This window comes from Paenibacillus paeoniae (assembly GCF_003388735.1).
GTDB lineage: Bacteria > Bacillota > Bacilli > Paenibacillales > Paenibacillaceae > Pristimantibacillus > Pristimantibacillus paeoniae.
This window is the reverse complement of record NZ_QUBQ01000009.1, coordinates 1-17868: the sequence shown is the minus strand read 5'-3', so window position 1 is coordinate 17868 and position 17868 is coordinate 1. Positions and strand designations below refer to the sequence as shown.

General features: G+C 49.0%; 21 protein-coding genes and 2 rRNA genes. 2 read left to right on the top strand and 21 right to left on the bottom strand.

Annotated elements, in window-relative coordinates; all coding sequences use genetic code 11:
- Window positions 1-60: 60 nt before the first annotated feature.
- From ispE to DX130_RS25155, 9 genes are all read right to left on the bottom strand, one after another.
- Window positions 61-915, bottom strand: coding sequence for a 4-(cytidine 5'-diphospho)-2-C-methyl-D-erythritol kinase (gene ispE, locus DX130_RS25195; protein ID WP_116050076.1), 855 nt, complete (start codon window positions 913-915; stop codon window positions 61-63).
- A gap of 127 nt (window positions 916-1042) precedes the next feature.
- Window positions 1043-1228 (bottom strand): small, acid-soluble spore protein, alpha/beta type, encoded by a 186-nt coding sequence (locus DX130_RS25190; RefSeq protein ID WP_116050074.1) that lies wholly within the window; start codon window positions 1226-1228, stop codon window positions 1043-1045.
- Between the two features lie 152 nt (window positions 1229-1380).
- Window positions 1381-1653, bottom strand: a complete 273-nt coding sequence (veg, locus tag DX130_RS25185) for a biofilm formation stimulator Veg (protein ID WP_116050072.1) — start codon at window positions 1651-1653, stop codon at window positions 1381-1383.
- A gap of 183 nt (window positions 1654-1836) precedes the next feature.
- Window positions 1837-2715 carry a sporulation peptidase YabG gene (gene yabG / locus DX130_RS25180; protein ID WP_116050071.1) on the bottom strand — a complete coding sequence of 293 codons (879 nt, stop codon included), beginning with the start codon at window positions 2713-2715 and terminating at the stop codon, window positions 1837-1839.
- Between the two features lie 63 nt (window positions 2716-2778).
- On the bottom strand, window positions 2779-3705 hold the full coding sequence (gene rsmA, locus DX130_RS25175; RefSeq protein ID WP_116050069.1) for a 16S rRNA (adenine(1518)-N(6)/adenine(1519)-N(6))-dimethyltransferase RsmA: 927 nt from the start codon (window positions 3703-3705) through the stop codon (window positions 2779-2781).
- Between the two features lie 5 nt (window positions 3706-3710).
- Window positions 3711-4259 carry a ribonuclease M5 gene (rnmV, locus tag DX130_RS25170; protein WP_116050189.1) on the bottom strand — a complete coding sequence of 183 codons (549 nt, stop codon included), beginning with the start codon at window positions 4257-4259 and terminating at the stop codon, window positions 3711-3713.
- A gap of 151 nt (window positions 4260-4410) precedes the next feature.
- Window positions 4411-5562, bottom strand: coding sequence for a 3D domain-containing protein (locus DX130_RS25165; RefSeq protein ID WP_116050068.1), 1152 nt, complete (start codon window positions 5560-5562; stop codon window positions 4411-4413).
- A 451-nt stretch (window positions 5563-6013) separates the two neighbouring features.
- Window positions 6014-6781, bottom strand: coding sequence for a TatD family hydrolase (locus DX130_RS25160; protein ID WP_116050188.1), 768 nt, complete (start codon window positions 6779-6781; stop codon window positions 6014-6016).
- 44 nt (window positions 6782-6825) lie between these two features.
- Window positions 6826-8124: an HD domain-containing protein gene (locus tag DX130_RS25155; RefSeq protein WP_116050066.1), complete on the bottom strand. Its 1299-nt coding sequence runs from the start codon at window positions 8122-8124 to the stop codon at window positions 6826-6828.
- A gap of 268 nt (window positions 8125-8392) precedes the next feature.
- On the opposite strand from DX130_RS25155, the gene DX130_RS25150 reads away from it, so the two are divergent.
- Window positions 8393-8647 carry an AbrB/MazE/SpoVT family DNA-binding domain-containing protein gene (locus DX130_RS25150; RefSeq protein ID WP_028609554.1) on the top strand — a complete coding sequence of 85 codons (255 nt, stop codon included), beginning with the start codon at window positions 8393-8395 and terminating at the stop codon, window positions 8645-8647.
- Window positions 8648-8787: 140 nt separating this feature from the next.
- Here DX130_RS25150 and rsmI read toward each other — a convergent pair whose 3' ends face one another.
- The 10 genes from rsmI to DX130_RS25100 form a co-directional block, all read right to left on the bottom strand.
- Window positions 8788-9678 (bottom strand): 16S rRNA (cytidine(1402)-2'-O)-methyltransferase, encoded by an 891-nt coding sequence (gene rsmI, locus DX130_RS25145; protein ID WP_116050064.1) that lies wholly within the window; start codon window positions 9676-9678, stop codon window positions 8788-8790.
- Complete coding sequence (locus tag DX130_RS25140; protein ID WP_420818557.1) at window positions 9675-10400, bottom strand: tRNA1(Val) (adenine(37)-N6)-methyltransferase; 726 nt, start codon at window positions 10398-10400, stop codon at window positions 9675-9677. Before DX130_RS25140 ends, rsmI begins: the two co-directional genes overlap by 4 nt.
- Window positions 10401-10525: 125 nt before the next feature.
- Window positions 10526-10900: an initiation-control protein YabA gene (locus tag DX130_RS25135; protein ID WP_240644704.1), complete on the bottom strand. Its 375-nt coding sequence runs from the start codon at window positions 10898-10900 to the stop codon at window positions 10526-10528.
- A 95-nt stretch (window positions 10901-10995) separates the two neighbouring features.
- Window positions 10996-11799: a PSP1 domain-containing protein gene (locus tag DX130_RS25130; protein WP_116050062.1), complete on the bottom strand. Its 804-nt coding sequence runs from the start codon at window positions 11797-11799 to the stop codon at window positions 10996-10998.
- Window positions 11800-11802: 3 nt separating this feature from the next.
- Window positions 11803-12780 carry a DNA polymerase III subunit delta' gene (gene holB / locus DX130_RS25125; RefSeq protein WP_116050061.1) on the bottom strand — a complete coding sequence of 326 codons (978 nt, stop codon included), beginning with the start codon at window positions 12778-12780 and terminating at the stop codon, window positions 11803-11805.
- 35 nt (window positions 12781-12815) lie between these two features.
- Window positions 12816-13259, bottom strand: coding sequence for a YaaR family protein (locus DX130_RS25120; RefSeq protein ID WP_116050060.1), 444 nt, complete (start codon window positions 13257-13259; stop codon window positions 12816-12818).
- A gap of 15 nt (window positions 13260-13274) precedes the next feature.
- Window positions 13275-13604, bottom strand: a complete 330-nt coding sequence (locus DX130_RS25115; protein ID WP_116050058.1) for a cyclic-di-AMP receptor — start codon at window positions 13602-13604, stop codon at window positions 13275-13277.
- A gap of 107 nt (window positions 13605-13711) precedes the next feature.
- On the bottom strand, window positions 13712-14347 hold the full coding sequence (tmk, locus tag DX130_RS25110; RefSeq protein WP_116050056.1) for a dTMP kinase: 636 nt from the start codon (window positions 14345-14347) through the stop codon (window positions 13712-13714).
- Between the two features lie 109 nt (window positions 14348-14456).
- Window positions 14457-15971 (bottom strand): aminotransferase class I/II-fold pyridoxal phosphate-dependent enzyme, encoded by a 1515-nt coding sequence (locus DX130_RS25105; RefSeq protein ID WP_116050055.1) that lies wholly within the window; start codon window positions 15969-15971, stop codon window positions 14457-14459.
- Window positions 15972-16165: 194 nt separating this feature from the next.
- The gene (locus DX130_RS25100; protein WP_116050183.1) at window positions 16166-16357 is read right to left on the bottom strand and encodes a sigma factor G inhibitor Gin; all 192 of its coding nucleotides are present in this window, start codon (window positions 16355-16357) and stop codon (window positions 16166-16168) included.
- A gap of 222 nt (window positions 16358-16579) precedes the next feature.
- On the opposite strand from DX130_RS25100, the gene DX130_RS25095 reads away from it, so the two are divergent.
- Window positions 16580-17110: a transposase gene (locus tag DX130_RS25095; protein WP_116050053.1), complete on the top strand. Its 531-nt coding sequence runs from the start codon at window positions 16580-16582 to the stop codon at window positions 17108-17110.
- Between the two features lie 441 nt (window positions 17111-17551).
- Here DX130_RS25095 and rrf read toward each other — a convergent pair.
- Together rrf and DX130_RS25085 are read right to left on the bottom strand one after the other, a co-directional pair.
- A 5S ribosomal RNA gene (rrf, locus tag DX130_RS25090) occupies window positions 17552-17668 on the bottom strand.
- An 89-nt stretch (window positions 17669-17757) separates the two neighbouring features.
- Window positions 17758-17868, bottom strand: a 23S ribosomal RNA gene (locus DX130_RS25085); the annotation flags it as partial.

Sequence of the window (17868 nt, the reverse complement as noted above, 5' to 3'; positions counted from 1 at the left end):
CGAATAATATAAACACAATATAACATTTTTATACGGATTTAATCAAGAAGAACGTCACCGTTATGTAAGCATTCTTACCACGTATACTTCCTTACAAAATCCACGAAGACCATTATAGATCCGTGGAAGCTTCGCTTCCTTCGAAACCAAGCCGAATACGGTAGGCCCGCTGCCGGACATCAATACACCGTCTGCTCCCAATCTGAGCATGCTTTCCTTCAATTGAAGCACTTCCGGATACAGCTCAAGCGTGACGGACTCCAGTACATTGCCGAGACTGGCGCACATGTCCTGGAAGGAGCCCTTGTTCAGCGCTTCCCGCATCGCTAAGGTGGATGGGTGATGCTTTAGCTCATTAGCACGCAATCGGCCATACACATCAGCCGTCGATACATTGATAGGCGGCTTCGCCAACACAACCCAACATTGCGGCGGGGCATCGATATGCTCAAGCTTCTCTCCCCTGCCTCGCGCAATAGCTGTTCCTCCCGTCACACAGAACGGCACATCAGAGCCCAGCTCTGCTCCAAGAACGCATAGCTCCTTCTCCGAAATGTTCAGATCCCATAGACGATTCAGTCCACGCAGCGTAGCAGCCGCATCGCTGCTTCCGCCGGCAAGACCAGCTGCCACTGGTATTTTCTTATCCAAATGAATATAGACGCCTTTCCTGACGTCATAACGTTCTTTAATTAACCTTGCCGCTTGGAAGGCCAGATTCTTCTCGTCCAGCGGAATATAGCCCACTTGGCTGGATATGATAATCGTGTCGCGCGGCAGCTCTTCCATCTCCAGGCGATCGGCTAGATCGACCATGGTCATGATCATCTCGACTTCATGATAACCGTCTTCCCGCTTGCGAAGCACGTCCAACAGCAAGTTGATTTTCGCTGGTGCTTTTTCATAAATTTTCATTCGATATGTTCACCCGTTCGTCTCTAAGCTTAGCTTAAGCATCATTATAACAAAGGAATACAATAAAAGCTAAACCATGGCAACTGCTGGGTGCAGTCTGCGCAGGCTTAGCTTTTATTGTCCTTCATTATGGCTGCTGTGATTTCGCCGCTGCCTGCTCGGCAAGCTGGATCGCACGCTTGACCATGTTGCCGGCGTCCTTCGCTTTAATGCCGCCCCAGCCTTCCTGCTGGACGGTATCGTAAAACCCCAAATCCTTGGCTAACTCATACTTGAGCTGCTCGGACATGATACTGCGTCTTCTGCGTCCCATAGGCATATCCCTCCGCTAGCTTAATCATAATCATGCTTCAACGCGACTTGACGAAGGTAGTATGTGTCCCCCCTGAGGGATTATTCGCAAAAAAAAAGCACAGATTGCTCTGTGCCAGAAGCCTTGTCGGCTTTAATCGAACTTATGTCAATCTATTGTTGAAAAGCGATGCGTACTTGACCCTCATCATTGCACACGGTCACTTCCACGGATTCTGTCAGGATGTCCGCATAGCTGTAGGAAACGCGTTTGAAAGCGTGCTGTTCCTCATCCAGCTTGACAATGAACACAGAAGGGTAGATTTCTTCCAACGTGCCGGTCCGTTCAATGGTCTTTCGGCGACCACCGTTTGCCCGAAGACGGATCTTGGAACCCACGTGGGCTTCCAAGCTGCGTTTTATATCCAACAGCGCATTTTTTGCCATTGTCAGCTACCACCTCTTTCCTTGTCCATTATAACCAAAAAAAGAGGGTTTGTCAAATAAGGCAAAATATTATATCAGTCCAATATTTCTCTTGTCAACGGTGATTTCACCCATTTTTTTAAAAATGAGAAAAACTAAACAATAGTTTGTGCATAATTTCCTGGATTATACATACCGCAAGTCCTATTGCGTCGAAGTAACCTTCGGCTTGGGCAAGCCAACCCGGTATCTCCCCATCGTTTCGATACCGCCAACGCCATCAATTCCGCTGATCGTTCCATGGATCACGTCAGGCAGGTTGATAGCGTCTCTTATGGACGTATAACTGGCTTTAATGGCGATATATACAGGATCCAGGGCATGAATCAGGATGCGTCCCGGCGAGCTGGCGAAGTTCGAACCAGCTTGCAGCAACGCTTCAAAGTGAGATTGGCACGCACCCGCTACGACAATCAGACCATCCCTGTTCTTCTCATATTCCCTGGCCACTCGAACCGCATTCACGAAGTTCTGAGAGTTCTTGTAGCTGGTGAGGCTATAGATTTCATTGGGATTACGATGTTTGAGCACGCCGTCATGTCCGGTTATGACGACGATATCCGGCTTGATCTGAGGCAGGAGTCGATACAGCACATCCGCCATCTGCGATTCATGAATATGGAGCCCATGAGCTGGCACATGCATCGTATTGTACAACTGCATGCTCTTCTTCAAATAGTTGCCGTCCCCGTCCAAATGAAGTACCTTGCCCGGCACTTCGAAGTAGTGGGCATTCTGCTGCTGCTGTTGAGCGAGACGAAACGCTTCTTCCGTATCCAAGGCTTGCCGTTCTCTGTCGGTGTGCATTTTTCTTAATGATTCGTTCACTTTGATGCGTACCTGCTGCACTGCGCGCGTAGATTCAGGATCGCGCACGACCGACAGATCAGGAATTGGCGCATCCGCCAGCAGCCGATAGTCCGTGCCCTTCAGGAGGACGGCATTATGAGTACGCGCATCTTCGACACGGAACAACACGTCACCGCCATACGATTTGCGGACGACCAGGTCCCCTTGCTTCATAGGTTAATCACCTCTTCGTTTATCCTATGGGCGGACCCTTCGAATGGTGATCAAAAAGTAAGGCTATGAATTCCAGCCTGCTTCATACAGACTTCTCGACAACACCGCGAATTCCTCCAGCGACAGTGTCTCGCCCCTGCGGATCGGATCAATGCCGATGCGGACCAGCATCGCTGTCAGCTCCTCACGGCGCTCCTTGCCGACGAAGGCCGTTAGATTATTCGCCAGCGTCTTGCGGCGCTGTGCGAAGCTGGCTTGGACCACACGGAAGAAGTAGCCCTCATCCGGTACGTCAACTGCCGGCTTATCCCTTACCGTAAGCTTAATAACCGCTGAGTCTACATTCGGCTGCGGAATGAATACCGTATGCGGAACGGTGCAGACAAGCTTTGGTACGCAGTAATACTGGACAGCTACGCTGAGACTGCCATATTCCTTGCCTCCAGGCTTCGCTGCCATACGCTCTGCTACTTCCTTCTGAATCATCACGACAATATGTTGAAGCGGCAGTCGCTCCTCCAACAGCTTCATGAGAATCGGAGTTGTCACGTAATAAGGCAAATTCGCTACGACGCTTACGCCAGCGCAGTCAGCGAATTGCTGCTGGAACAGCTCCTTCAGATCCAGCTTAAGCACATCGCCATGAATGATCGATACTTCCGGTCTGTCCGCCAATACATCGGCAAGAATCGGGATAAGCCTCTGATCAATCTCGACAGCCGTTACCTTGCCGGCTGCATCCGCCAGCTTCTGTGTCAGAGAGCCAATGCCTGGGCCGATCTCCAAGGCTCCCTTATGCTCGTCCAGCTCAGCCGCAGCCACGATGTTATTCAATATATTACCGTCAATCAGAAAATTTTGTCCAAGACTCTTCTTGAACGAAAATCCGTGTTTTGCAATAATTTCTTTAGTTCGTCTAGGCGTGCCAATATCCGGGGCACTCGACTTCTTCGGTGCCTTGGCCTGCTCGCTGCCGCTCTCTGTGGTCATGATCGTTATTCCTCCAATTTCTTCTCCATCTCATTCAGGGCTGTCTCAAACTCCACCTTCGATATACGGAAGCTTGTACAGCGCTTATAGAACTGCTTACCGTTCGCGTAACCGATGCCCAGCAGCTTGCCCATAATCAGTCTTCGATTGGCGGCGTCGGCATGGACGATCAATCCCGCTTCCATTAGGTCCTCCCAATGAATCTCACCTGCTTGATCAGCCGATTCAGTACGAAGCTCGGACAAAGCTTTTACAATCGCCTCCGGGCTTGCATTCTCGATGCCGATATCACCCTTATAATAAGCCATCTCCTGAGGCAGGAAGGCATGCTTGCATCCTGGTGCCCGCCTGGCCACGATTTTGCGTATTCGCTCTCCGGCATGGTCGGGATCAGTAAAGATAATGACGCCTCTCCGCTCGCTTGCCAGCTCGATTCGTCGCAGCACATCTTCGCCGATAGCAGATCCGTTCGTCTCGATCGTATCCGCATCTACAGCCCGTTTGATCGCTGCCGTATCGCTTTTGCCTTCCACCACGATAACTTCCTTAATCAACGTTCCCATTCCTTCCTGCTCGTTCACTTAGCTTCAGCATATCCTACCTTCCCTAATCATGCAAAGAAACTTCGCCCATAAGCGGAAGGCAAACGGGGCTGCTCCAAGGGTCATATGACCCTCGGAGCAGCCCCGCTTCGCTTGACGCAAGCTAACTTGCCGTCGGTTTGTTCGGGCCAAGAATGTAGACGGTATAGCCCGTCTTCTTGCCGAACTTCGTAGCGTAGTTATTGCTGTCAAAATAAATATCGATCTTGTTGCCTTTCACGGCACTGCCTTTATCCTCTGCACGGCGGAAGCCGAGGCCCTCGATGTACACCCACCAGCCGATTGGAATGACCTTAGGGTCAACCGCAATCGTACGGCCTTCCTTCACACGAGTGCCAGAGGCGGTAATGCCATAGTCCGGATGATCCTTATCCTTGCCGGTAGACGCCACGCCCGCCGAATAAGCAGTCAGTGTTACATTCTTCAGCATCTTCTTGGCCTTGAACGTAACGTCGCCTTTCGTCACGGTCATCACACTCGGACTGTTGTTCGACAGAATGGTTACCTTCGGCTCAGGCTTCTTGGTGCCTACCGCGATCACCTGATCCACCACTGCTGTCTGAACGACATTGCTCACAACTTGATTCGATACCAGTACGCCATCCTCGTACTTTTCTTTTTTCTGCTCAACCACGACGCCTTCCTTGCCGGTCTGAACGACCTTCTCCTTGCCTTGTTCCAGCGACGGATCTTCTTTCTTCACGATAGAGAATGGCACAGTTTTCTCGAGCTCAGACACCTTGGTGTTCACTCGAACTATAGTTATCATCTCTTCCGCCCCAACCGTATCATGGAGAGGTGGACTTATTGTATCTTCATTGCGTAGCGTTAGATTGAGTTCCTCTATCGCCGCCTGTACCGTCTTCTCTGTCGTGTACACCGTTGATGTCTTGCCATCAGCTCTTACAACGACCGGTATCGCATGATTCACTTCGACCCGGTCCCCAGTCTTAATCGGTGAATTAAGCGGGACAGACACCTCATCATGAGGTCCAATTGTAATAGCTTGTTCATCCAGTAGGCGTTGCAGGACCCATTGCTTTGTTTCCACAACGGTTTCTTGTCCGTTCACTACTACGGATACGCTTTTGACAGCCGTTCCGTACAACAACACCAAAAACATGAAAGTCATAGCGATTGAGATTACAGCGCTCAACATAATCAAACGCAAGTTTCCATGCTTCCATCGCATCGCGAAAGTCATGCTGGATGATCGTTTACCATGGGTGTCCTTAGATGACTGGATTAATCCCACTTCTTCGGTCCTCCTTCATAGCCCCGCCGCCAAGTGTTACGCATGTTACAACTGACGCGACTATAATATATTGGCGTGCAAAGCACGCGCTCCAGTAAGCAGTCCCTCTCACCTCCCTGATTATCCCTATGACGACGTTTTACCGTTTATTCAAACTTGGGATGGGATGTCGCCCTGTGAAGTACATGTGTGGTAGGCGCCTAAGCGTTCACGATGGGATAGAGGAGAGGAGTTTGAATGAGGCTCATTATGGGCTGCATGACTGGAAATCCAATACAAAACGAAAAGCTCTGATTTGAATGATACCTTCATCAGAGCCCAGTTGTAAAGAAGCGATAAAATGCGATTTTCACGAAAAAAGCAGGAAAACTTCAAAAATATACGTGATTTCAGCCACTAAAATCAGTTTTATTGCCCGAAAGGTCTTTATTTCTCGGTTTTAGACCGTCTTTCATACGATTCCAAAACATTTTTTACCGTTTTCGGTTGTAATCCATGCAATTTCCTCCACCGATTTCCCCTTAATCTCAGCTGCAGCCTCTGCCACGAGAGATACATAAGAGGACTCATTTCTCTTCCCACGATATGGATGTGGAGTTAAATAAGGGGAATCTGTTTCGATCAAAATCCGGTCCATTGGAACCCTTTCCAAAACCTCTTTTGGCACCCTTGCATTTTTGTAAGTGAGGGGTCCTCCGAACGAAATATAAAAGTTCATATCGAGACAAATTTTGGCGGTTTCCCAGCTTCCAGAGAAACAATGCATGACCCCGCCCACTTCCTCGGCCCGCTCCTCCTTCAAGATTCGAACAACATCCTCATGCGCATCACGATTATGAATGACAATAGGCTTTCCAATTCTGCGCGCTAGCCTGATCTGCTCCCGAAATACGCGATCCTGCACCTCTTTTGGAGACGTATCCCAGTGGTAATCAAGTCCAATCTCACCGATCGCCACCACTTTCTCATGCTTGCACAGCTCTTCAATCCAATCCAGATCCTCAGGCTTCATATGAATGCTCTCCACCGGATGCCAGCCCACAGCGGCATAGATGAAATCATATTTCTCAGCCAGTGCCATTGTCGTCGGAATAGTCTCCCGGTCAAAACCAATATTCACCATCAGCTCCACGCCTGCCGCCCGCGCCCGTTCGATAACCTCCTCGCGGTCCTCCTCGAATTTGGAAGAGTCCAGATGGGTATGTGTGTCAAAAAGGATCGGTAAAGTCATGGTTTCATTCACTCCTCAAAAAATTCCATCATTTAGTCGAGCTTAAACAATTTCACCATCCGCTCGGACAGTAACGCCTTATTCTGCCGCAACGGCTCTTCTGGAAAATATAAATGATACTGCCCTTGATGCAGCCCTGTAATAGAACGAACAATGTCGGATTTCACAGAAATCTCGCTAATTCGATCCTCGCTGTCCAGCAACAAAATCGGCGCTTTTTCACGTTTTTCTCCGTTGTTCTGATCTGGCCGGTACACGTCGTACGGAAGATCGAACGGGTAATCAATCTCCATATGATAATCAGGATTGAGTCCGATCGCCTGTAGCGCGTCAGTTACTTCTAATAGAAGTGTTTCATCCGGGTTATCGATGGTTACATACTTATATAATTGTCTGTGCAGGAAGCGACGGCATAGATCGCTTAACAGCTCGTCCGATTCATCGGCCCATTCGGCAAATGCCGTCTGGGCAAGCGGTTCGTCCAGCTTCAAATAATCATCCAGCTGAAGCGTATTATTAAGAAGCTGCTTAAGCGGTCCCGACATCCAGCGGAATGCGTAGCCTTGCTCATTCAATTCCTGTGCTCGCCGGAATATTTGCCTCAATATAATCTCGGAGCTGCGCGTCACAGGATGGAAGTAGATTTGCCAGTACATTTGATAACGGGACATGAGGTAATGCTCAACGGCATGCATACCGCTTTCCTTCACAACTATCTTGCCCTGATACGGCCGTAGCACCCTTAAGATTCGCTCCAGATCGAACGTGCCGTAATTCACCCCTGTGAAATAAGCATCTCGAAGCAAATAATCCATCCGGTCCGCATCCATCTGGCTGGAGATCAAGCTGACGACAATCGGCTTCGGATATGTCTTCTGAATAACAGCGGCAACCTGATCCGGGAAATCATCGGATACTTGTCTCAACACTTTATTGATATCCGTATCACCGAGCAAAATATGGCAGGTCCATACTTCATGATCCGTATCAAATATTTCTTCTAAGGAATGGGAGAAGGGACCATGGCCCACATCGTGGAGCAATGCGGCACAGAGCGAGACCAGCCGTTCTTCGGTAGGCCAGTCCGGGTATCCGTGGCGCTCGAATTGCGATATAATGCGCCGCGTAATTTCATAAACGCCCAGCGAGTGGGAGAATCGGCTATGTTCCGCTCCGTGGAACGTCAGGTAGGTCGTACCTAGCTGCCTGATCCGGCGAAGTCGCTGAAACTCCTTTGTATTAATAAGCTCCCATATCGTCTGGTCTTGGACATACACATAATCGTGAACCGGATCCTTGAATACTTTTTCTTCCGTTAACGGCTCTCTCATCTTCTCATCTCCTTTGTTCATAATTTCGACACAAAACGCAAACCCTTTGTCGAATAGTGTCGTAAAATAGTTTCCAAATTGTCGAAGCTGTTGTATTCTATTACATAGCAATTGTCTAACTATGCCCCGAGATCGCCTGTGGCTACTGCAATCTGGCAGAACATTCTAGGTTGACTGTTTTGGGAAGAGTTGGTATTATAGTAACATAGAATCTACAAACATTGTCGAATGATGACGAAAATACATTTTGTGAGAGGATTGATAGATAATGATGAAATCAACCGGTATTGTACGTAAAGTGGATGAGCTAGGCCGTGTGGTAATTCCGATTGAATTGCGCCGTACTCTAGGTATTGGCGAGAAGGACGCACTTGAGATTTATGTTGATGGAGAGCGCATCATGCTGAAGAAATATGAGCCTGCTTGTATCTTCTGTGGCAATGCAGAGAACGTTTCCTACTTCAAAGGAAAAATTGTTTGCCATATTTGTTTATCAGAAATGCCTACTCCTGTGACAAAATAAAAAAAATCGGTTATAATCATTTTATACCTACTTGTTAATTCTAACCTTTTTATACTCCTTGTTGCCTTCCTGCGCTAGAACCCGGCCAGGAAGGTCCTTTTTTTCTCCGGGTTTTCAAGAATCAGACCTTCCTTTACCCTCTATCGATTCACTTCATTATATACGTCTCTCTTAGGCATTCCCCGATCGATCGCTGTTTTCTTAATCGCTTCCTTCCGATCCATCATCGTCTCATAATGAGCGACATGCGCTGCTAGATCCATCTCTGACCACCATGCGCCTTCACTAGACGCCTGCGCCGATTCCTCGCCTGCACCTTCCAGGACGATACAGAACTCGCCAAGCGGAGCATTCTCCTCAAACCAAGCCAAGCATTCAGACAACGTGCCTCTAACGGCTTCTTCATGACGCTTTGTCAGTTCTCTAATAACAGCAACCTTCCGATCGCCGAGATGCTCAAGCATCGCATCGAGCGTCTTCGTCAGTCGGTGAGGAGATTCATACATAAGAAGGGTAGCAGCTTGTCCAGACAGTTCCTTAAGCCACTTCACCAGCGATTTCTTCTCCCTGGGCGGAAAACCCGTGAACAGAAATCGATCCGTCGGCAAACCGGACATAATAAGCGCGGACAATGCTGCATTTGCTCCAGGAACCGGGACGACTGTTATTCCTTGCTCCACAGCTTCAGCCACAAGATCGGCTCCTGGATCGGAGATGGCCGGCAAGCCTGCATCGCTGACGAGCGCAATGGATTGTCCCCCCGATAGGAGTCTTATTAATTCAGGGCCGCTAGCTCCCTTATTATGCTCATGATAGCTGACCAGACGCGTATGAATTTCAAAGTGGGTGAGCAGCTTCCGGGATTGTCTCGTATCCTCCGCAGCGATCAGGTCTACTTCCTTCAATATGCGAATGGCCCGCATCGTCATATCCTCCAAGTTGCCGATCGGTGTTCCTACCAAATAAAGCGTTCCTGCTTCCCCGTTCATGCCTATGCTTGCATCTACCGAATAGCTTCGCTGTCTTCTCATACAATCTGAACTCCTTCGTCATTGTAAACCATGATTGGCGGCAACAGCTTTATATCCGGCTTCCCATCACGCATCGCTTCTATTAATACCATGTTCGCCTCGGCTCCCGCATGGGGATGTACGAACTGAATGCGCTTCGGCTCCAGCTTCCACCGTCTTAGCGATTCTACAATATCGAGCAGCCTCGATGGACGATGTACCATCGATAACTTACCTCCCGGACGCAGCAGCCTGCAGCAGGCTTGGGCCAAATCCTCAAGCGTGCAATGAATTTCGTGGCGTGCAATGGCATAATGCTCATTCTCATTCTTATCGCCGGCTGTAACCGGCATATAAGGCGGATTCACCGTAATCGCATCATAGGCGCCATTGGCCACAAGCTTCGGATAAGTCCGCAAATCCTGCTCCAGCACCGTAATTTGTTCTTGCAATCCGTTTAATGCGACGCTTCTTCGCGCCATATCGGCCAGTCTCGGCTGAATTTCGATCGCATCGATGGAAGCTTGCGTCCTGGACGAGAGCAAAATCGGAATAACTCCGTTGCCTGAGCATAGATCGGCAATTCGACCATGCTTTGGAATATTGGCAAATCGCGATAAGAGTACGGCATCGAGCGAGAAGCTGAACACTTCACGGCTTTGAATAATCGCCAGCCCTGTATCCGTTAACAAATCGTCGATTCTCTCACCCTCGGCAAGGGGTATGGCATGTTGTTCAGACACGTTTTGGGTCTCTCCTTTATATCCTTCATTCATTTTTTCCATGTGTAGTTTGTTTCTTACCCTAATTTAATCTAGAAAAAAGACCGCCCTCTACGGTAAGGACGGCCTGTCGATACGAATTCCACTTATTTGTTCAAGAAGGAAAGGCAGAACAGACAATCGCCCTCCGTTCGCAGATGTCCGTAATATACGTTGCAAATATGGAATCCTTCATGGTATAGCCTCGTGAGATTATCATGGCCCTCGCCTACCGCGACATTGCCCTCATCGAGGCCAATCTCGTGATTGGGCGACAATTCTACATGGGCCGGATTGCCCTCGCTCGGCACGACGATTCCTGCCGCTTCGCGTTCGGATGTCGTCTCTCTCTTGAATACCTGCCGCAGCTGATGATTCTCGATGCTTAGACGCTTATTCTCCTCCAGCAGCTCCTTCACCTTTTGCTTCAGAGCGGTGAGCTCGGCATGGAATACTCCCATTCGATTATCCAATTCATCCATTTGAACAAAAATATCTCTCTTCTTCTCCAAGTTCCCACCCCAGAACTTCAAGCGTGAGCTTTACCTCACCTATCAGAATGACTTCTGCCGCTTGCTTACTTCACAACGACGTCGTCTAACGGCAACTCTTTTGGCTTGCCTGTCACATCGAACAGCTGTACATACACGCTCTTCGATCCGGCATTGATTCCTGTCACTTTGCCCTCGCCATACGAAGTAACGACGATCTTGCCCACGGCAGGCAATTCTTCGCGCACGCTCTCATAATTGTCATGCTCATACTTCAAACAGCACATCAGACGTCCGCACAGGCCCGATATTTTCGTAGGATTAAGCGATAGATTCTGGTCTTTGGCCATCTTGATGGAGACCGGCTCGAAGTCACCAAGCCACGAGGAACAGCAGAGGACGCGTCCGCAAGGCCCGATGCCGCCAAGCATCTTCGCTTCATCCCGTACGCCGATCTGGCGAAGCTCGATTCTGGTCCGAAACACACTGGCCAGATCCTTTACAAGCTCCCGAAAGTCGACACGGCCTTCAGCCGTAAAGTAAAAAATAATTTTATTGCGGTCGAACGTGAATTCGACATCAACCAACTTCATGCGAAGCTGATGGCTCTTAATTTTATCAAGACAAGTTGCGAATGCGTTCTTGGCCGCTGCACGGTTCTCTTCCACAACCTGCGCATCGACATCGCTTGCAATTCGAATCACCTTCTTGAGAGGGAGAACAACATCTGATTCACCGACTTGCTTCTGTCCCACCACCACTTTACCATATTCGATTCCGCGGGCGGTCTCAACAATCACATGCTGTTCCTTATCCACGGGGTGCTCGACCGGGTCAAAGTAATAGATCTTGCCCGCCTTCTTGAAGCGGACACCGATGACATTATACAAGGATTAGCCCTCCTGTAAGTTTACCAATAGTTGCTCGAACGCCAGTTGAGGCGATACATTAGCCCGCATGCGCTTGCCTGCTTCCAGGACATGCTCCATACAGCTCACCCAACCTGCGAAGGAGCGATTATAAGCATTGCTGCTTATCCATTCCAACTGATCTATGAAAACAAGCTTGTCCTGCCTTCCGGCCTGGAACTGTGTCAAATCTTTAAACCATAGCGTCAATAATGAAAGCAGCAGATCCATATGATTCGCTAAATCTGTCTTAAATAGCTGCTGCTGGGCAGTGATCATCGCCGCGGTGAATCGGGACGTACTCTCCTTGCCTAATTGTATCACTAGGTTTCTGATTTCTGCAAACCCATTCTGCTGGAGAATTTGCCTAGCTCCATCTAATCCCGAAGATAATTGAACGGCCGCTCTGGCCAGCAGCGGCGAGGCTCCTTCCGACGTCAGACGCTCCAGCATCTTCTCCGGCAACATCGGCAAGAATGGCACCCACTGTGTACGCGACCGAATCGTCGGCAATACCGCTTGCCCGTTATCCGTTAGTAAAATCGCAACGATCGGAGATACAGGCTCTTCCAGAAACTTCAGCAAGCTGTTCGCTGCTTGAATCGTCATCTTCTCCGCCGCTTCAATAATGTAGACGACGCGTCCCCTCTGCGTACTGCGGTAGGACAGCGAACGTTGCAATTCACGGATCTGGTCGATTTTGATGCTTTGACCGTCCGGTGCCACCATAATCAGGTCACTTTGGTTGCCATGCTCGAACTTCCGGCATTCCAGACATTCCCCGCACGCATCCCAGCCGTCGGCATTGCAAAATAGTGCTTTGGCAAAATACCGCGCCATCTCCATTCTTCCTGTTCCTGATGGTCCGCTGAATAGATAGGCATGTGAAATTTTATCGCTTTGGAGGGCATGCTTCAATATTCGCTGCGCCTTCCATTGTTCGTCGGCAAGCTCTAAGCTCATCTCTATCGTTCCTTACCTTTCCTGGCATCGCAAGGCTAGAACATGAGATTAATCAATATCCCCCGTATCTCGCCTATTTTATTCAACAGCTCAATTCTGCCTTCCTCGCTGTCGAGCAAATCCTCTGCCATCGTTACAAGCGTAGCATCGATCTCATCCAGAAGCTTGTAGCGCTTCACCCGCCCGCGGCGGTCGAAACCTCTAACTTCCTTCAATCCAACCCCACGCCTGATCGTATCCTCCAGGAACAGCTTCACCATCTGCCGGTAAAGCATCAGCTCCCTTACCGTCATCAGCTTGGCTAAACGATCGCCCTGGCGATGGATATCTTGCATCTTCTGATTCAATTGCTCTTGCGTCCGCTTCGCGTCCTGTTGCACCATCGCATCGGCAAAGCTCGTAGGCTGTATCGGTTTCATGGAGGCATCGGCGTTCGTCCGATTCTGCCCGACTGGACGCCAACTTTGGTCAACTCTCATCTATGTCACACCCAATCAGAAGTGTTCAAAACGTTCTACCGGCATGACGAATACTGCAGCGCCTCCGACCTGTACTTCAACAGGGAACGGTATATAAGAATCTGTAGAGCCGCCCATCGGCGATACCGGTGTAACCAATTGGTCGCGCACCTTGCAATTTGAATTAATGACCTGCAGCACTTCATGTACCCGGTCATCTTCAATCCCGATCATAAATGTTGTGTTGCCTGCACGCAGGAATCCACCCGTACTTGCCAGCTTCGTCGCTCTGAATCCTTCCCGAACAAGCGCATTAGACAGTTTGTTGCTATCCTTGTCTTGAATAACCGCAATGACTAATTTCATCTTCATTCCCCCTTGGTTTCATTAGAATAGGTAAACAATAAATGACTTAGTCTTCCTCTGTGCTTTCGTGGTGATACCCCTTACAATAGATGATGCAGCCGAGCAAGCTATATCTCACTCAAGCGTTGTTCTACAATAGCTACAACCGCCTGCAGCACCCGCTCTGGTGTTTCCTCCGCATTCACTCGGCGGATTCGTTCCGGAAACTGTTGCATGACCAAATGATAACCCTCGCGCACCCGTTCATGGAATGAAAGTCTCTCCAGGTCAAGCCGGTTAATCTCCCGCCCCGGAGCTTGTGCGATCCGCTCCAACCCTACTTCAGGAGAAACATCCATATAGATGGTCAGATCAGGCATGGTCCCGCCGATGGCAAATTGATTGATTTGCCACACTTCTTCAATGCCAAGTCCCCTCGCATGTCCCTGGTAAGCCAGGCTGCTGTCAACGAACCTGTCGCAAATGACAATCTCTCCAGCTTCCAATGCGGGAATCACCTTCTCCACCAAATGCTGCCTGCGGGATGCTGCATAGAGCAGCGCTTCCGTTCTTGCATCCATTGTCGTATGCTCTGGATCGAGAATAACGGTTCGGATCTTCTCTGCGATCGGAATGCCTCCGGGCTCCCGTGTAATGACTACACGATTGCCTTTTTCCTGTATAATATTCGCAAGCTGCCCAATGAGTGAGCTTTTGCCGGCGCCTTCGCCGCCTTCTATTGTAATAAACAGTCCCGTGCTCACTCTTCGGTTTCCCCTTACTGTAAGTAACTTCTTTGTCCTTTCATTGTAACAAAGCGGTACTGCTACTACAATGAAATTTAAAGGGATATACCCCCTATTTCGACCCTCTTCAACATTTCTCTTCTATTAATATAGCTACCGTTGCCATAGTACCCTCTTCAGCCCCCTGAAACTTGGCTCCTGCATCGGACAAACGCTTTATATCCGCAAGATGGCTGGATGAGAAACGCTCTCCAGGATATACGAGAGGGATGCCCGGCGGGTAAGGAACAATCATCTCCGCCGATCGATGGTCAATCGCTTCATCAAGCGGAACCCTTGTACTGGCCAGTTCCTTCGATCTTGCGAATACGACTGGTTCGCTTATGTCTTCCCCATGGTCCGACCATTCGACAGAATACGGCCTATGTAGGTCATATAAGTCATGACACTCGGATGATGCATAGGTCTGGTGAATAGCGGTCAGTGCATCCTTTAAACGTGATAATGTTCCGTCTGCTGCGGCTTGAGGACCAATAACCAGGACCGTATACAGGGGATCAGACATCTCGGCCCAGCAACCATGCTTCTCCAGCTCACGATGTAGCTCGTAGCCTGACAGCTTTCCGCTTGGCACCTTCAAGATTAATCTTAACGGATCAATCTGCATGTCGAAATTATGTTCGACATCAAGGGCTGTAATAATCATCTTACTTTCTCTTACCCATAATCGAAAAGATTGTATCGCCTCAATCGCAGAATGAAATAGTTTGTAGCCCAGCTTATCGACTATTGCGCGGGAAATATCCAATGAAGCCATAATAGGAAAAGACGGACTAGAGCTTTGGACCATAGCGAGCGCTTCCCTCACCCTTCGACGATCAAGCAAGCTTCCTTGCAGATGCAGCATGGCCCCCATGGTCAAGGCAGGCAGCGTCTTATGTGTAGATTGCACCACTCCGTCAGCTTCAGCTTGTATGGCGGAGGTAGGGAGTTGGTCATGTATGCCATAATGGGCTCCATGAGCTTCATCTATTAGGAGTGGCTTTCCATACTCATGACAAACCTCAACATAAGCATCCAGCTTCACACCCATTCCATAGTAGTTGGGATTACTTAGGAATACCGCCTTCGCCTCCGGATATTGATGGAGCGCTGCTTTCATCTGCTCGACGGTTGGTACCATCGAAAGTCCTGAGCCTTTATCTATACGAGGGGTAAGGAATACTGCTCTTGCGCCTGCAAGCTTTAAACCATTGATTACTGATTTATGTACATTCCTCTGTACGATAATGAGATCTCCGGGATCACATACGGCCAGCAGCAAAGCCAGATTGCCGGATGTGCTTCCTCCAACCAGGAAACAAGTCTCCTCCGCCCCATAGCACTGAGCTGCCAGCCGCTGTGCTTCCATAATAGAAGCTTCCGGGTGGTGAAGATCATCTGTGGAGGACAGCTCTGTTACATCAAGCTGCATCATAGCGGACAAGTGCCCCCTTATTTCGTCCGCCTGACCTCTATCTATTGCTTGGAGCGCATACTCCAAAGCAGCTCCATTATGATGACCCGGCACATGATAGCTGGCCGGAGAATTCTGTGCATGTTTGATCAAAGCTTCATATAGCGGAATCTTTAACTTCTCCATTGTGCTGACTCTCCCTTCTGTCCCTAACCTTTAATCCGCTAACATGGTGTAATTGTATCTATTGTAGCGAAGAGAGACATCAATCGTAAATATACCAGACTAGGGGAGTACGCAAACCATCGCTGTCACAGTATCCACTCCAACTTGCAGTCAACTTTCGAACACAAAAAACAGCCTCTGTTCCCAGGGCTGCTTCAAGCATTCTTTTCGACAAATAATTGTTTCATCTGATGGATGAAGAACGGGTATTTGGCATCCTTCACATCGGTGTGGACCATCTCGGTCTCGCAGTCGCCGCATATAAAGCCCATTACAATGCGTATGCCTTCCCCTTCTGACTTCGGCTCGCCGCAAATCGTGCATCGGTGAATGGTGGTTTGATCCATAATCATCCCCGCTTTCTTATTCCGTTAACTCTATTGCTATTATTATGCCACGAATTCTAGCGAAATATACTTGTTTCATAACCTATTTCAAATATTTATATATCGTATGCGTCGAATGGGCAAATGGTGATTGACCGTTGCTTGAAAGTTTGGCTTCACGAAAATCCTGGATTTGCCGATATATGTAATGGAGTCCAGCAAGATAACGAAAGGATGTCCCCCATGAAGCAATCGTTAGCGGATCAAATGAACGCCACGATCTATCAATATCAACTGGTCAAAAGAGTCATCGTCAAATCAGAGCTCATCTTGAGCCATCTCATCATAGCTGCCATCTTCCTGGGCTTCCAGATGCTTAACTACGGTATGCACGGGTTATTTGCTTGGCTATTCGGATTTGCCGTCATCCAGATGCTTCACCTGATTATTATCGTCTTAACCTTTATCTCCGTTACTGAAGCAGCTGAGCGGCAATGGACATGGCGTATTACACCGCCCTGGATCGGATTCAAGCCGGCCAATGATATCTCCCTGCTCATCTTCAGACGTGTACATCGCCATCTATTCTGGTTAGGCCTATGCATCATAGCCGTCCTGTATCCGTGGACTACGCCATCGCTTATGATCAGCCTCATCTCCTGGCACATCTGGCTTATCATTCCCCGTCTCATGTTATCTGTTGCCTTCCGCAAGCAGCGCAAAGACGGCGTCCTGCGCCTTCAATGGAAAGAAGCTTCGTATTACCATCGATAATCTGTAATCCTTAAGAAAGCCCTGTCGCATATATAAGCGACAGGGCTTTTCAGCAACACTCTCCCGTGGAGAGTGATCTTTTGAACTTTATCTTTTGAACTTTATCTTTTGAACTATATCTTTTGAACTTTATGTTTTGAACTTTAGTTTTTGCTCTTTAAGAGTAAGAAGCCTACCGTATCCGTTAAGGTAGGCTTCTGTGCTTGGCGATGTCCATTCCGCACCGGATGAATCGGCTGCGAAGCGTTACCTCACGGTCGGCGTCTGAACCTACCGCTAAGGCCGGGCCGGCATCGTCGAGCTGCTTCGATCAGAGGTTCGGACACTCTCCCAAGAGGGAGAGGAACGTCGCGGGGGCATGGGGATAGAGGGCTTCGCCTATCCCCATGTCCCTGAACGCACAAAAAACCTGCCGCATCATTCTGCGGCAGGCCATTTTGTGCTTGGCGACGTCCTACTCTCCCAGGACCCTGCGGTCCAAGTACCATCGGCGCTGAAGGGCTTAACGGTCGTGTTCGATATGGGAACGTGTGGTTCCCCTTCGCCGTCATCACCAAACGATCAAGGGTTTGCACCTTGAAAACTGGATACGAAAGTAGCTGTTTTACGCTTTAGCTTGTCTGTGGCTTGCATGAACCACAAACGATTAGGATAAGCCCTCGACCGATTAGTATTCGTCAGCTCCACACATTGCTGTGCTTCCACCCCGAACCTATCAACCTCGTCGTCTTCAAGGGGTCTTACATACTGGGAAATCT